Raw genomic sequence first — 15,484 nt, 5'->3', positions numbered from 1 at the left:
TTTCATTGTCTATTTCGTTCTTTTTACTAAACAGTTCGGAAAGGCATCACCCACGATTCATAGGGCAAAAATACAGCCTCCACCCGATGTAGACTAGCTTTTCCCGGTATTTAAAAATTTCTGTAGACCAAGCGCTACAGTGGTTTACCGAGTCTGCGAAAAACTGGAAAGGCCTGTAGAATAAGACCTACAAACAGTACAACAAACACCAGAAACCTGTTTAATAATCGCGCATGTTCCAAGGAGAAAAAAGAGGGGCACGCTGTCATTCGAACATGTGGATTCGATGCAGAGGAAAGAAGAGCAAACGCACATGGTCGTGTGCTTGAAAACAAGCTAAGCAATAGAAAAGGGTCATATCATGACACACGATACAACCCTTAGCATTGTTAGGTTAACATGGGATTATTTCTTCACACAGCGAATACTTCCGCCGGCGTTATAGTACTGACTGCTATATGGCCAGGTCACATCGCCTGTATTAAATTGGAAACGTTCGTTATTTGCACTGGATGGCGTAACAGTCCAATAGGTGCCCATAGAACCTTGTCCCCAGTTCCGCTCGCCAGCATAGGGCAGAAATAGATATCGATCGATATCCGATGGGGCGGGCTGAGTGGTTGTACCGACGAACAATCCGCCAACACCGTTATAGCTGGCCCGAGGTTGCCCATCCATATCATAGCGTACATGAAAGATCGGCTTTTCATTACGGTTCGCACCGGTAATGCTCTGTAATTGTTGGACTGTCGGGGTACGCCAGTTTCCGCCATGGGAAGTAACTTTCGTACAGGGATCTTTTGCAGGATCATAAGCTTGCTGCCCTTCGCTACCTGCCCCCCTGTCAATAGGCAATAGTGCATTAACCTGCCACTGATCACCATACATACCTTGGTTTTCCGCAAAGCCATAGTTACCATTATTGTATACCAGATTTCCAGGTGCCCAGGTAGAACCTGCTATGCTAATGCCATTCTTCGGACTGAGCGTAAGATTTAGGTTGTACTTTACCCCCGGTGTGATTTCGAGATTATTGATCACCAGATTTTCTCGCGTGGTACCGCCAGCTATGATTTTTTTAATGGTCAATATACCGTTGGTCGTTTCTGCATGGTTTAGCACAGCAGCAGTACTAACGATCTTCTTCGTATTGAAACCACCGAACGATAAATTTTGAGAAACGGTGGAACCCAGGTAGGTAATTGTAGAATCCTTCAATCTCACATTGACGGTACCGTAATGAGGTGAAATAAATGCCGAACACTCATCAATCACACCAACTGCATTGGCATCGATTGTCGTGGTGATCTGACTAAACAAATTTCGCATAACCAAGCTCACGTTATTTTCTCCCCCCTTTACGGTCACTACGCGCTTAAAAAACATCAAGTTAGCACTGCCATTAAGATTAACCAGATTGACATCAGCCAGCTTTTGCTGATTGCTCAACGAAGGAAGATCATCTTTGCTGTTTACGGAATAGGCGAGGAAGGTGTACGTTTTACCGCCATCCAATAGAAACACATTCGTGATAGGCTCGCCCACTTTATAAACACGATCCGCTACATAATTTTCCGATTGGTCGTAAACGACTACCCGGTACAAAGTACCATTGGGCAACACTGTTTTTGAGGTGGTCGCAGATGCAGCATTTCCCTGTGTATAGACCTTCCGCCCTATCTGCACCGCATGCTGCGTCTGCAGCGTAGCAACCAGTTCAAAATCATCATTAAAAGGAACGGTTACTTGCTGTGCAACGTAGTTTCCAGAAGCAGCATTCATTTTTATGGAAGTTTCGACTTCGTTGACGCTTTCGAATGCCACAGCAACCCGAGCTTGACCATCAATAGAGACCGATTCTTCTTTGGAACAAGCGAACAAAAATAAGGATGCAACGAGCGCGGCAACGGTGTATTTTAAATTAATCAGCATTTTCATAACGCAGTTATTAAAAGTCAATTTTTCGGTTATCATCCAGCTCCACATCCCATGTTTGATACACGTCTTGATTCGTGCCATGCGTGCGTACCGTGGCAGATCCAGCAGCGATAGAGCATTCCAACTCCAGATAAGTAATAAACATTTCCGGCGTCACGTAGCGACGTTTCAAGGCTGATGTTTCCATTGTTGTTTTTTCCATTTTTGTAAGGTGTCTTCCATATCAACCCAACGCAAAGGGCAAAAAAATCCAGGCCCACCCCTTTCGTTGAGAATAATTAAAAAAAATAAACTATAAAATTAAATTAAACCTAAGGGTTAATTTAGATTCTAGCCATCATCGCTGATGCTTTGTACAAATCCAACTGATTTTTCATAGACTATCTATTATTTTTCATTGTGCTACAAAGGTAGCTGTTTGTACAATCAAATGAAAAGGCGCTTGTAGTCGCAGCGCTACAAATGCATTAAAAGAAGGATTAAGGCCTTATTTGATTGACAAAAGTCAACAGTTAGCAGCAGTGTAAAAGAAACAAAAGCGGGAATTTAAATTTCAAAAATAAATGAAAAGATAAGCTAAAATAGGGTTAAAGCCAGATTTGATAGTATAAATACCGAAATATCTCCAAATTTATTATTGAGTAATTTTTTATTTTAAAGGAAACTGAAAATTTGAATTTAATCATTCAAAAACTGGATTTTTTGAGCTCGGACTCTCTTTTTGCGGTATTCTATCATATTCCAAGTCAGCAGAAAAGCTACCCATAGCAGTACATCGCAAAGCACGACCACGTTATTACTGATGTATTGCACCGCAAAGAAATTGAACAAACAAAAGAAAAGGGCCAACAGTAATATAGAAATCATGGCGTTGTGATGCGACATGCCGGAACGCAGAAACTTATGGTGTAAATGGTTACGATCTGCTTTGAACAAGGGCTGCTTGTCGCGCCAGCGAACGAAAAGCACCCTACTCACATCAAATACAGGAACGATAAGCGCTGAAAAAGCGGTCACGATAGCGCCCTCTGAGAAGGGTTTGATATCTTCGTTATTCATGGCAAAGCTTATGGAAAGGAAAGCGATGGAGTAGCCCAATGTCAAACTTCCTGTATCGCCCATAAAGATTCGCCTCCGGCGCTTGAATGCACCAAACACATTGAAATAAAAGAAAGACACCAGCACCCCGGCCGTTATAAATGCAAATAGCGCATGCAACCAAGCATCGTACCAGGTAAATAAAACCCCGAGAAATAGGCAGCCCACCATGATAAGCCCCGAACAAAGTCCATCAATACCGTCAATCAAATTAACAGCATTGATAATGAGTACCACTGCAAAAATTGTCAAGGGCACACCAGCCCAAATGGGCAAGTAGGTGATAAAGAGAATGCCATACAAATCATTGATCCATAAACCCGATAGCGGAAATAATGCTGCCACAAATATTTGTACCATAAATTTCCATCGGTAACTTACGCCGACTAGGTCATCGGCCAAGCCAACCAGAAACAGGATCACCATGCCGCAGAGCAACAGCGTAAACATGGGGAATATCTCCGCCGTATTGATGCCCAACGCGACAAAATTCACCTTATAAAGGATAACCACCGATAAGATAAAAAGGCAGCTTTGCACGGGAGCAAAAGCCACACCTCCTAAACGTGGGGTTATCTGGTGGTGAGATTTCCGCAGATCAAGCGGGTCAAACAAACGTTTTCTATAGGAAATAAAAAGAATATAGGGAATAATCACACGCCCTAGCGCAATAGCAATAATAAACGGCAGGATAACAACAAGTACTTTCATCTAAACATTATTTGTATCTACATCGAAGGATAACCCACATTTACCTTAAGCCCAGGTAAGCTAACAACTGCACTACATCTGTATCCTTAAGAATGACTTTTTTATCGGCGTCCAACAAAAATATAGTCGGTGTCGCTTTCAAGTCATATAAATTTTTTGTGATCACCTCGTCTTTTTCATTGAAACCATTTATCCAGTTTCGCGGAAGATTACCTTGGTATTCTTTCCAAACATCTTCTCCCCCGAAAGGGTAGATGGCCAAAAATACCAAAGACTTATTGTCAATCGCTGTGTTTATGGATGGATAATCTTTCAACTGCTGAATAGCCTCCTCGCAATGGGAACAACCTGGCTCATAAAAGAAAAGCACCGTTAGCGGTGATGACAACTTGGATAAACGTCCGCGATCGCCATTGGGTAATATGTAAGAGAAATCCGCGGCTCTTTCACCGGGCAAATTTTTTCTGAGCAGGGCCAGCTTACTTTTCGTTCTTATTTTTTCCGTCTCTTCTAAGCGCATAGAGTCTAGCTTGAATTCCATCACAGGCAAATAGTATACATCATTCCGCATTGGTGAATTCGGGTCGTACAGATACTTTTCATACTGCTTCATAAAAAAATCGAGGGCCATGGGCTCACGTTGCGCTTGCGAAAGCATTGTCTTGATGGATCGAGAAACAACATCTGGACTAGACGACGGAAACAGATTGATAAAATTTACGAGCGATTGTTCGCCCTTATCCGGATTGGTAAGATTGCTCTCGTCGTGAAAATTATAGCCTATCCAATAGCGCGCGAGCAAGGTATCGGCCGTAGATGCCGTCTCCTCTTCGGGAATGGCCTGTGCTTGCGCATCATGATCATGGTGTGTTGCACGCTCCTGCGAGCAGGCCATACATGCACACAGTACAAACAACCACAACAAATGCGGTGAACGTGCAAGTTTGGTAGCGGAAATCAAAAAGAATCTTACACCCATACCTCAATACTTAACACCAAAAAATATATTTTATCCATCCGTAAAGAATTAACAGAAAGCTGAACGTATTGTTTGTAATAATCTCCATAACACACTACGCCTGAAAAGCACACCGTAAAAACGGTTCGAGCAGCACACATCAGACGTTATCCACAAGCAGCTAAAAATAATTAAAAAAACCGGTTTTACTATTTTTTACACTTTTTTTTGAATAGAATCTTGAAATTACGACGCGGTTAATAAAAAATGAAAAAGCCTGCTGAAAGCCGCAGCCTTCAACATGCACGGCAGCAAAATCGAAGACTAGGACATTTCCTGGAATAAAAAAAGGCTGTTCTTATCGAGACAGCCTACCCTCCCCGGGCCTCGGCAAAAAAAACTGGCCGACAATATTTTTCTAATTCCAAAAGTGGCCTTTAAAGCACTACAGGACGACGAATTTCCAAAGCCCAACTAGCGTTCATCCTCGGTATACGCATAATTAATATCAAGCTCTCTTCCGACAGTTAATAGTATGATTTACTGAAAGCCTAACCCTGCACCTTCATTAAAATTGTTTTTTGATCGCAATTATCGGCAGCAAAAATAGCAATAGCATACATACATTTATGATCAAACAAACGTTCCATTGATAAATGTCAATTACTTTTTCGTCTCGGTGATAAGAAGAAAAACCGAGTACGCTGATCATATCCAAAATAAAAAAGCCAACCCCCTACTGGAAAACGCTTTCAACTATGTATTTTTGCAATACAAAACGCAGGAAATGCGACACATAAAGCACCAAAATGGCCGAAGCGAAATCAACAATAAATTTCAGGGAAATAACAGATTTTCTAAACCACATCCACCCCATTTCCACCGAAGCAACCAAGTTCCTGATACAGCATTGCAACTATTTTCATGTCAAAAAAGGAAAATTTCTGAGGAGCCCGATAGATAATACCGAAACACTGTATTTTATTGTGAAGGGACTGGTGCGTGGATTTATCAAAGAAGAAGGCGACGAGATCACGACTTGGCTAAACGAAGAAAACAATATTGTAGGGAGCGTACGCAATCTCGGCTTAGCGATTGAAACTGAAGAATACATTCAGGCATTGGAAGACACCACCTTGATCGGTATCCAGCAAACAGCACTAAACGAAATGTACGACACCTATTATGAAGCAAATATTATTGGACGAAAAATTCTAGAACGCTACTATAGAGATGCCGATGAGCGCGCATTTTTGTGCCGACTTCCCTCCGCGGAAAAACGCTATCGACGATTTCTCGTTACACGATCAAGCCTGCTGCGCCGGGTCAAGCTCAAATACATCGCTTCCTACCTTAATATGAAACTCGAAACGCTGTGCCGTATTAAAGTAAAAGTAGAGCGCCCTTAACGACTTTTCAGTTGGCTTCGCCTAGATAACAGCAATACCCAAACGTCCCGTGTTCTATCTCAGCCGCACAACGCATTGTACAAAATTACCCATCCAAAAAACGAGCTTTGTCCAACAGAGCTGTTTTCTAAAAATTAGATCGGATGAACGGGGCAGTAAGGAAGATTATTTGCCATAATCCCACGATCTTACACAAACCTCAACACCGCGCAACCTATATTCACGCACAACTATTTTAACCTACTTGTATACGGGAATCTATCAATCGTTTCCGTTACAATTGCCGTTCTAAGGAAATAAATGTAACATATACTATAAAATACATGTAAAAAAACCACTCCCTACTTAAACATATTAAAGCCCAATAAAACTATAGGCCAACGGTCGTTAAGATAAAAAAGAGGCGTACTTAAAGCAAAAAGAAACAAAATACCCGCAAGGATTAGCCAATGTACGCTGGCGATCGAATAAAAAATGGGACAATAAGCCAAGCTGCATTTTCCTGAGCCCGCTAGGTATGCACCTCGATATCCCGATAGCAACATACTGCCCGCCATTCGGAAACCAAGGATATGGACAAAAAAAAACACAAATTACTGAATAACTATAGCTTACAACAAAATTTATAACCAAAACCACTTATAAACGTCAGTAGGTATGTATGCTATTCAAATCAAAAAATTTCCGAAGCAATCTACTGTCTACATTTTAATACGGGGTACTGTCGTATTTCTAATACAGACGTCCGTATTGCTAGATAAACGTAATGGAACAAAAACTATCATACAGATAGATTTTTATAAAATATACAAGAAAAGTCAAATGACCTGAATAGCACTTAAAAAATATCATTTCAAAATAATATAACAAAAGAATAACACTATACTTTATCGGTAATATAAAAAGTTCCTCATAATCATTCATTAGTTAAATAAATCGAAAGTACACTACTAATCTAAAATTTTTCAGGTTTTAATTTGTAGCGAAATAACCACAAAGATCTTTGCCACACACTAGGTGATAAACGTCTATTTGTAGACAAAAATTTACATATAAAATGTATTTTCATCATAAAACTACAATACACAGAGACTAAAAGCCGCATATTAAGATTATTGTGAAAATAAATTACAGTCTGGCACGCGAGTTGCGCAAAAGTTTTTTTAGAATTAAAATTATGAATATGGATAAAAAGACCTACACCTCTCCAAACGTTACCTGCACGATCGTTTGGCTAGAATCTTCGATGGCAGCCATGTCGACGGGCGCGCGTGTAAATCCTGGAAACTCCGCCGTAGACAACTCCCCGTATATAGATGACATACAAACGGATCCTGGATTTTCCAATGACTTCGATTTGTAACCAAAGAAACCACCCGCAACATGATAAACAAAAATTCCCCGGCCTTTTTCAGGCTGATGCTATGTATCCTTTCGGCCAGCGCCCTGTTTGGCTGCTCAAAAGATCGCAATAACGAAGCAAACCGGGACGCGTCTCTAGTCGTACGCGTTAGTGGATTGGAAGATTACGTCGTGGCCAACACAAAGATTAATCTTCAGGCAAAACACGAATCTCGGCCGCCGGTCACCACAAATTCACCCATGAATAACTTATTAGGCGTAAAGCATTCGTTATCCGACGACGGCAAAGAACACGAAATCCAGCTTTTAAAAGATTTTGATGTCGATTTCGAGATCGTTAAAACACACCCTGCATCAGCAGGAACCGACCACACCCAGAAAGGAGACGATGCTCCACGCCTATCGGCCCAACGCTCGCTGATAGCCAGACAACCTCTGGACGGCGGCGTGCGCTACCGCTTATTAATATACAGGGAAAACGAAACCGAACCTATCGTCAATACGGAAGCAACCGGATCAACCTTTCCTGATGTGGGCATCGCCTCAGGCTTTAACTACACGTGGGTAGCCGTATCGACCAATGAGACGACATCCTCGCCAAACGTATCCAACAATGTGGTAGCCGCCGCAGACATCGCGAATAAAGACTTTCTATATGCCTCCGGAACACTTTTCACCCAGACTGGCCAAAACTATTTAAACATCGTGTTTAAACGATACACCTCGCAGATACAGTTGACTGTGGACTCCCGCGGCATGTTTGGCAATATAGCGGCCAATTCCACTATTTCCTTTGTGATTAATGGTGGCGAAACACTCAGCGAAACAGCTGATTTCAATGTGCGGGACAGCAGCTTCTCTAATTTTCAACCCGTTGCCTTGAGCTCAAACAACATGACTAATACCGACCCGGCCTTGCGCGTAGGAACAATCTACACGGTTCGCCCGCGGGCGGTAGCAGCGGGCAGTCTACAGTTGCGGCTCAACCCCTTACTCCTGACGCTTGACGACGGCAGCACGCGAACCTTTGCAGACAACAGCATTAGCTTTGGTTCCGGATTTTCGCCGGTGCGCGGCAGCAGCTATGCCATCTCCGCAAGACTGATTGAATCCGGTATACGGGTAGGCTCATCCCCCGTTCGTTGGGCTCGATCAAACCTGACCTATGCCGCCACCGCTGCCGAGGGTTTTCGGTACCGCTTCCGGCCGCATCCTGTAAACTATATATTTGATCCGAATGTCGACCTGTGGAACTTCGGGACATCTATGCCTAACATCCCATTCGATGGCGTAGACCCCTGCCAACAAGTTTATCCAGCGGGCACCTGGAGACTCCCGTCCTATATAGAAGTTGCATCTGACCTTGGACCGCCCAGTTCTATTCAGGGCTATAACCTCCCCGGCACGGGCGGCCTCGGCATTGTGGCAAACTGGGACCGAAGCACAAGCCAACCTGCCAACAGTGCCTATCCAGATATGGATCAAGTGCGTCTAGCGTTTTATGGTTTCCGAACAACGAATGGAATATTACAGCAACAACCAACAATGTCAGGCACACAACTCAACGGCCAGGGTCATTATTCTAGTTATAATTATGACGATCAGACAAACGCAAATACCAATACAACTGTTAGACGCCCAGTCTATCTCAGGATGAATTACGCTGGCCCAAATTTATCGGGATCAACAAACAACCTCAGCAACTTTTCACGGGCTCTTGGCGGCTTGAACCCCGACACGTCCAGCGTCCTGAATGAAGGCAGAAGTATTCGCTGTGTAAGATTTAACTAGTAACGCGAAATCTTAGCCTACCTGTAGGCTACCGAATAGAAGGTTAAAAGGAGACAAGGCCGATATGACATTGTCTCCTTTGCTTGACCCGCGTACTCATGCACAAGCGCCGGGGAATGTAGCATTCTAGTTTAGCCGCTACATTCATCGCAGAGACGTCAGCCGATTCATGCCTACTAAATTTCCCGACATTTTTGCGCCATTTCGACACGAAAGACGAGATAAACCTACAAAAGGTGATGAGCAGGAGAATGCACAGAGAATACGCTTCCACACGTCTATCGGCCCAACGCTCATTGATGGCCACACAACTTTTGGGCGATGCCTTGCGCCACCACCTTCTCGTATACAGCGAAAACAAAACCGAACCGAGCCAACTGCACCTTACCTAGTACGACCCCATCCACCCGAACCCGATTTTTTTTGCGATTGATAATAGCAGAAATTTTATATTCTTAACAGCGATTAAAAAAATCACGTTATCCCGGCGCAAATAAACTCCTATTTGTAGACAAAAATTTACATTTTTTATTTTTTTAAACCCTATTACGTGCGCAAACATCTATTCTGTGAGACATTAATAATTAATAAAGAAATTATATTACACTATGGCACGTTAGTTGCTCATAAATTACCGATAATTAAACTATCAAGATGGATAAAAAAGTGTACACCCCCATAACATGACATGCACTATCGTTTGGCTAGAATCATCGTTAGCCGCCATGTCGACTGGCGCTCGTGTGAATCCTGGAAGCTCGGCTCTCGACAACTCGCCCTACGTAGAGGATATACAAACCGGAACGGGAGTTTCCAATGACTTCGATTTGTAACTAGAAAAAAACAGACGCAGCATGATAACCAGAAATGCACCAACTTGTTTCAAACTGATGCTATGCATTGGTTTGGCATGCACCCTATTGTTCAGCTGCTCGAAAGAGCGTAGCAACGAAACAAACCAAGACGCCTCCCTGTCGGTAAGCGTAAGCGGGCTAGAAGATTATGTGATGGAAGACACACAAATAAGCCTCCAGGCAGCAAGCGAACCCCGCTCGGCCACCATCCCTAATTCGAGTACAAACAACCTGTTAGGCATAAAGAAAATAGCGAGCGATGATGGCAAAGAACATGAAATCCAGTTTTTAAATGATTTTGATGTTGATTTTGAGATCGTTAAAACACACCCCGCATCGGCAACGCCAAAAGAAGCCCCATTAAGCAACCATGCTCCACGGCTGTCGGCCAAGCGTTCGCTGATGGCCCGGCAAGTTCTTGGCAGCGGGGTGAGATACCGCCTGTTGATCTACAGAGCAAATGAAACAACGCCCATCGTCAATGTGGAGGCCACCGGATCAACCTTCCCCGCCGTAGCCATTGCCTCAGGCTTTAGTTACAGGTGGGTAGCTCTTTCCACCAACGAGACGACATCCGCGCCAACAGTAGCCAACAATGTGGTATCAGGTGCCCAAATTGCCAACAAGGATTTTCTATATGCCTCGGGAAGCTTTTTCTCCCAGTTTGGTCAGAACTATTTAAACATCGTGTTTAAACGATACACTTCGCAGATACAGTTGACCGTGGACTCCCGCGGCATGTTTGGCAATATAGCGGCCAATTCCAATATCTCCTTCGTTATTAACGGCGGCGGCACACTCAGCGAAACTGCTGATTTCAACGTACAGGACAGCAGCTTCTCTAATTTTCAACCTGTCGCGTTGAGCTCGAACAACATGAGCAATACCGACCCGGCCCTTCGCGTAGGAACAATCTACACCGTTCGTCCGCGGGCAGTAGCAGCCGGCAGCTTGCAATTGCGGCTTAACCCCTTACGCCTGACGCTTGACGACGGCAGCACGCGGACCTTTGCCGACAACACGCTCAGCTTTGGTTCGGCATTTTCTCCCGTGCGGGGCAGCAGCTATGCCATTTCCGCAAGGCTTATTGAATCGGGCGTACGGGTAGGCTCATCGAACATTCGATGGGCTCGGTCAAACCTAACTTACCGGGCTTCCGCTGCTGCGGGTTTTCGATACCGCTTCCGGCCGCATCCTGTAAACTATATATTTGATCCGAATGTCGACCTGTGGAACTTCGGGACATCTATGCCTAACATCCCATTCGATGCCGTAGAGGCCTGTAATCAGGTTTATCCGGCGGGAACCTGGAAATACCCTACCACGGGTGATTTATCCGCCCTTGGCAACCCGGCGACCATAGAAGGCTACACGCCGGTTGGTACAGGAGGATCCGGTATTGTGGTCAATTGGAATCGAAGCCCCACGCAGCCGGCCAACAGCGCCTACCCCGGGATGGACCAACTGCGGCTTACTTTCCATGGCTACCGCATGACGAATGGTACGCTAACTCAACAGCCGACAGTTACCGGCACACAATTAAGCGGCCAAGGCCATTATTTTTCATCCCTCTATAACCAACCGACCCGTACCGTAAGCTACTTAAGGATGATTTACAGCGGCCCTAATTTAGTAGGACCAACAAATAGTATGACCGGCTATTCGCAAAGCGTTGTGCCAATCGGTCAGACACCCATTACTGAAGGGCGAAACATCCGCTGTGTGCGGGTGGTTAATCCGTAGTGGGTAGTGAGCATAAACAATCGTTGATAGTGCGTAGTAGGCGGAGGAGTAATGCGTTAGTAACGCACTTTCGTTGTACTCCCTTTATTAAGGGAACATGTCGCTTCAAAAGCTTTGTAATATGCAAATTTTTCCGTCGTTTCAAACCTTTAAAGGCTTGAAATGACGGAGTTTTGTTACGTTTGCTTTACACAAGTAATATCTTGCCTATTTCACAGTAAATCCTTTGTTTTGTAACACACTATTTGTCAGCACGTAGCGTAAAGACGAAAAGCGCGTACAGCATTATTACGAAAAGAATTATGGAAAATAGAAGGTCATTCTTAAAAAAAGCATCGTTGCTTGCTGGCGCGACTGCGGCGGTCAAGCTTGTTCCGGATTCGATACAACGGGCGCTGGCCATTGAAGCCCCCCTAGGATCGACATTTCTGGATGCTGAACATATTGTTTTCCTGATGCAGGAAAACCGCTCGTTCGACCATTGTTATGGCACGCTCAGAGGCGTGCGCGGTTTTAACGATCCTCGCGCTATCAAACAGCCCAATGGGCTCCCCGTATGGTTCCAACAAGATAATGACGGGAACACCTTTGCGCCTTTTCGTTTAGACATCGAAAACAGCAAGACCAGCTGGATGGGCTCCCTACCACACAGCTGGAAGGATATGGTGCACGCGCGCAATGATGGAAAAATGGACACCTGGCTGGAAGCAAAACGAGCCGGCGACCCTAATTTTAAGCACATGCCCCTCACCATGGGTTACCACAACCGGCAGGATATCCCCTTTTATTACGCCTTTGCAGACGCTTTTACCATATGCGACCAGCATTTCTGTTCTTCACTAACCGGAACATGCGCCAATCGATCTTATTTCTGGTCAGCGAGCATACGGGAAGAATCGCATAACCCCGAATCTGAAGCCCATGTAGATAATGGCCAAATAGAATACAAAGACGTGGGCTGGAAAACATACCCAGAACGTCTGGAAGAAGCGGGTATTTCCTGGAAGGTATATCAAAATGAGCTCAGTGTCCCGGTAGGCTTTGAAGGCGAACAAAGCGACTGGCTAGCTAATTTTACGGATAACAACCTGGAGTTTCACCAACAGTACCACGTACGTTTCCATCCAGCCCACGTGAATTACCTGCGCCAACGACTACATGCTGTGGAAGAGGCTCTTGCTACAGGCTCTGCTGACAAAAGCGAAAAGCGTGCGGCTTTGCAAAAAGAAGCACGAATCCTGCGAAAGGATATAGAACGTTTTGGAGAAGAAGCTTTTAAGAAGCTGGATCCTTTCCAGCAATCCATACACCGCAAGGCGTTCACGACCAATAGTGGCGACCCGAACTACCACCAACTGGAAACAATACGCTACCGCGATCAGCAGAAAGAGGAAGAAGTAGCCGTTCCGAAAGGCGACGTTTTCCATCAATTTAGGCAAGACGTTAAAACCAACTCCTTACCGACCGTATCTTGGTTAGTAGCACCTTGTCGGTTTTCCGACCATCCCTCATCGCCCTGGTATGGCGCTTGGTATGTTTCCGAGGCACTCGATATCCTGACCGAAAACCCAGAAATCTGGAAAAAGACGATCTTTATATTGACTTACGATGAGAATGATGGCTATTTCGACCATGTGCCGCCATTTGTTCCGGCACACAGTGATCGCCCAGACAGCGGAGCCTTACCACAAGGCATGCGCACCGAAAACGAATATGTGACCATGGAACAAGAAAGACGCCGCTCCGGAAATGAAGGAAACACACTTGACAGCCCCATAGGCCTCGGATTTCGCGTACCGCTTGTTATAGCATCTCCTTGGAGCAAGGGAGGGCGTGTCAATTCGGAAGTATTTGACCTAACTTCTTCCTTACAATTTTTGGAGTATTTCATGCAGAAAAAATTCAACAAGCAAGTCGTCGAGGAGAATTTAAGCGATTGGCGTAGGTTAATTTGCGGCAATCTGACCTCTGTATTTGAACCGGTTAACCACGTTGACCGTGTTACGATCGATTCAGTAGATCGTAATGTGCATGTAGAGCGCATCCACGCTGCAAGGGAAAAAGCGCTTCCATCAGGTTTTACAAAGCTGGACAGTAGCGCCTTCAAAAATAAAGAAAACACGACGGAACTATGGAATTCGCCTCAAGAAAAAGGAACAAAGCTTGCCTGTGCGCTACCGTACGCCATCGCTGTAAACGCATCTGTTGATCAAACAAAGAATGTCCTACGTGTGCAGTTTAAAGTACACAGAGGGCTTTCGAAAACGAAAGAAGTCGGGGTCCCGTTTTTCGCGATCTCGCCGCTAGGTTACGGCGAAAACAATACACGTGGCAAAACGTGGAACTTCGCGGTACGGCAAGACGAACCCCTTATTTATGAATGGCCATTGGATCAGTTCAAAAGCGACAACTACCACCTTCGGATCTATGGGCCGAATGGATTCTACCGTTCTTTCAAGGGATCAAAATCGGCAAAAACCGCTGTACTAATAGTAACGCAGGTCGATCATACGGAGTATCTGACGGTCCAATCCAATAATAATCAGCAACAATTAATGATCAAGGACCTATCATACGGAATGCCTAGCAAGGCGTTGAGCAGCACGAATTTCACCTGGAAAACGTCCTTGAAAAAGTCTTTCGGATGGTACGATATGGAAATCACCTCCAACGAAGATCCTCATTTCTCTTACCAATATGCCGGCCATCTAGAAACCGGAAAAACAAGCCGCACCGACCCCTTGATGGGCGGCGAACGGTAGAGTAGCAAGATTTTTCTTCTCGAGTAATGTTTCTACATTACCTGACTTACTATACCCTGTAATCGATACAGGATGCATAGCATAATGTCTAGTCATAAGGCGTCCCTTGTGGCAAAAACTCCCGATAATGATTATTTTTTTTCTAAAAGTGTAAAGTAATTGAAACAATCCCTATATTTGTTGTGTTATTACAACGTCCGTACTAATACTGCTTCTAGCGCGGACATTGAATTGCTTATGAAAAAATTAAAGTGGCTATCCAAGCCACAGGCATCGTGCAACTACACATGCTAATATGAAGTGTTTGTGATGAAGCTTATGAAAATTATAAATAGTTAAAAATTCAAAAAAAGGGTTTAATGACACTTTCCCCGAAAAAGAGTCACGTTCTTGAAAAATGAGTTAGGAGTGTAAGAAACTTTTGACCCTACCGTCGCAAGCTACATGCTTGTTGGCATCACTGCTTATGAAATAATTGGTACACGACGCATATTGATGTACCTAACCGTTTTATGTAAATAATGCATGATTCTCGTGAAAAAAAACACTTTTTCGCTAGGCATGCCCCTTATTGGCTAAATTTTGCATAAAACGACTAAAAGATTTTCAGACACAGCCTAACCATTTTTCTACAATACCAAACGCGCGAAAGGCATGGAAACATGCCCACTAGCGTGCTGTATGCGAATTTTAAGAATTGCTATATACTAATAAGGTAAAGATGGAAAAGAAAGCTTACACCCACCCTACAGTCACTTGCACAATCGTATGGTTAGAATCTTCTATGGCAGCTGCATCTACAGGCGCCCAAATAAACCCAGGCAACGCTCAAGACAATTCGCCCTACATAGAGGACTG

Annotated in this window: 11 protein-coding genes; 7 read left to right on the top strand and 4 right to left on the bottom strand. The window is 44.3% G+C overall.

The features are described from left to right. Positions 1-405: 405 nt before the first annotated feature. The 4 genes from B0I21_RS20285 to B0I21_RS08695 all read right to left on the bottom strand — a co-directional run bounded on the left by B0I21_RS20285 (position 406) and on the right by B0I21_RS08695 (position 4,726). The gene (locus B0I21_RS20285) at positions 406-1,938 is read right to left on the bottom strand and encodes a hypothetical protein (protein WP_208292305.1); all 1,533 of its coding nucleotides are present in this window, start codon (positions 1,936-1,938) and stop codon (positions 406-408) included. 10 nt (positions 1,939-1,948) lie between these two features. Continuing rightward, the gene (locus B0I21_RS08705) at positions 1,949-2,140 is read right to left on the bottom strand and encodes a hypothetical protein (RefSeq protein ID WP_133640094.1); all 192 of its coding nucleotides are present in this window, start codon (positions 2,138-2,140) and stop codon (positions 1,949-1,951) included. Positions 2,141-2,616: 476 nt separating this feature from the next. Next, positions 2,617-3,747: an MraY family glycosyltransferase gene (locus B0I21_RS08700; protein WP_133640093.1), complete on the bottom strand. Its 1,131-nt coding sequence runs from the start codon at positions 3,745-3,747 to the stop codon at positions 2,617-2,619. Positions 3,748-3,787: 40 nt separating this feature from the next. After that, a complete protein-coding gene (locus B0I21_RS08695) occupies positions 3,788-4,726 on the bottom strand; it encodes a DUF5106 domain-containing protein (RefSeq protein WP_133640092.1) in 939 nt (312 codons plus the stop codon). Positions 4,727-5,514: 788 nt separating this feature from the next. Between B0I21_RS08695 and B0I21_RS08690 the strand changes: the two genes are divergently transcribed. From B0I21_RS08690 to B0I21_RS08670, 7 genes are all read left to right on the top strand, one after another. Continuing rightward, positions 5,515-6,114 carry a Crp/Fnr family transcriptional regulator gene (locus tag B0I21_RS08690; RefSeq protein WP_133640091.1) on the top strand — a complete coding sequence of 200 codons (600 nt, stop codon included), beginning with the start codon at positions 5,515-5,517 and terminating at the stop codon, positions 6,112-6,114. A gap of 1,183 nt (positions 6,115-7,297) precedes the next feature. Next, on the top strand, positions 7,298-7,477 hold the full coding sequence (locus tag B0I21_RS08685) for a hypothetical protein (protein WP_133640090.1): 180 nt from the start codon (positions 7,298-7,300) through the stop codon (positions 7,475-7,477). Between the two features lie 20 nt (positions 7,478-7,497). Then, positions 7,498-9,267, top strand: a complete 1,770-nt coding sequence (locus B0I21_RS08680; protein WP_133640089.1) for a fimbrillin family protein — start codon at positions 7,498-7,500, stop codon at positions 9,265-9,267. A 239-nt stretch (positions 9,268-9,506) separates the two neighbouring features. Next, on the top strand, positions 9,507-9,659 hold the full coding sequence (locus B0I21_RS20125) for a hypothetical protein (RefSeq protein WP_166637822.1): 153 nt from the start codon (positions 9,507-9,509) through the stop codon (positions 9,657-9,659). Between the two features lie 291 nt (positions 9,660-9,950). Further along, a complete protein-coding gene (locus tag B0I21_RS20120) occupies positions 9,951-10,100 on the top strand; it encodes a hypothetical protein (RefSeq protein ID WP_166637821.1) in 150 nt (49 codons plus the stop codon). Between the two features lie 21 nt (positions 10,101-10,121). Further along, entirely contained in the window at positions 10,122-11,864 is a 1,743-nt protein-coding gene (locus B0I21_RS08675) for a hypothetical protein (protein ID WP_133640088.1), read from the top strand. 302 nt (positions 11,865-12,166) lie between these two features. Then, positions 12,167-14,626, top strand: a complete 2,460-nt coding sequence (locus tag B0I21_RS08670; RefSeq protein WP_208292304.1) for a phosphocholine-specific phospholipase C — start codon at positions 12,167-12,169, stop codon at positions 14,624-14,626. Positions 14,627-15,484: the final 858 nt, after the last annotated feature.

Origin of the sequence: Sphingobacterium paludis, assembly GCF_004364125.1 — a bacterium.
GTDB classification, from domain to species: domain Bacteria; phylum Bacteroidota; class Bacteroidia; order Sphingobacteriales; family Sphingobacteriaceae; genus Sphingobacterium; species Sphingobacterium paludis.
The sequence above is the reverse complement of the archived record's forward strand: the minus strand, read 5'-3'. Positions and strand labels throughout refer to the sequence as shown.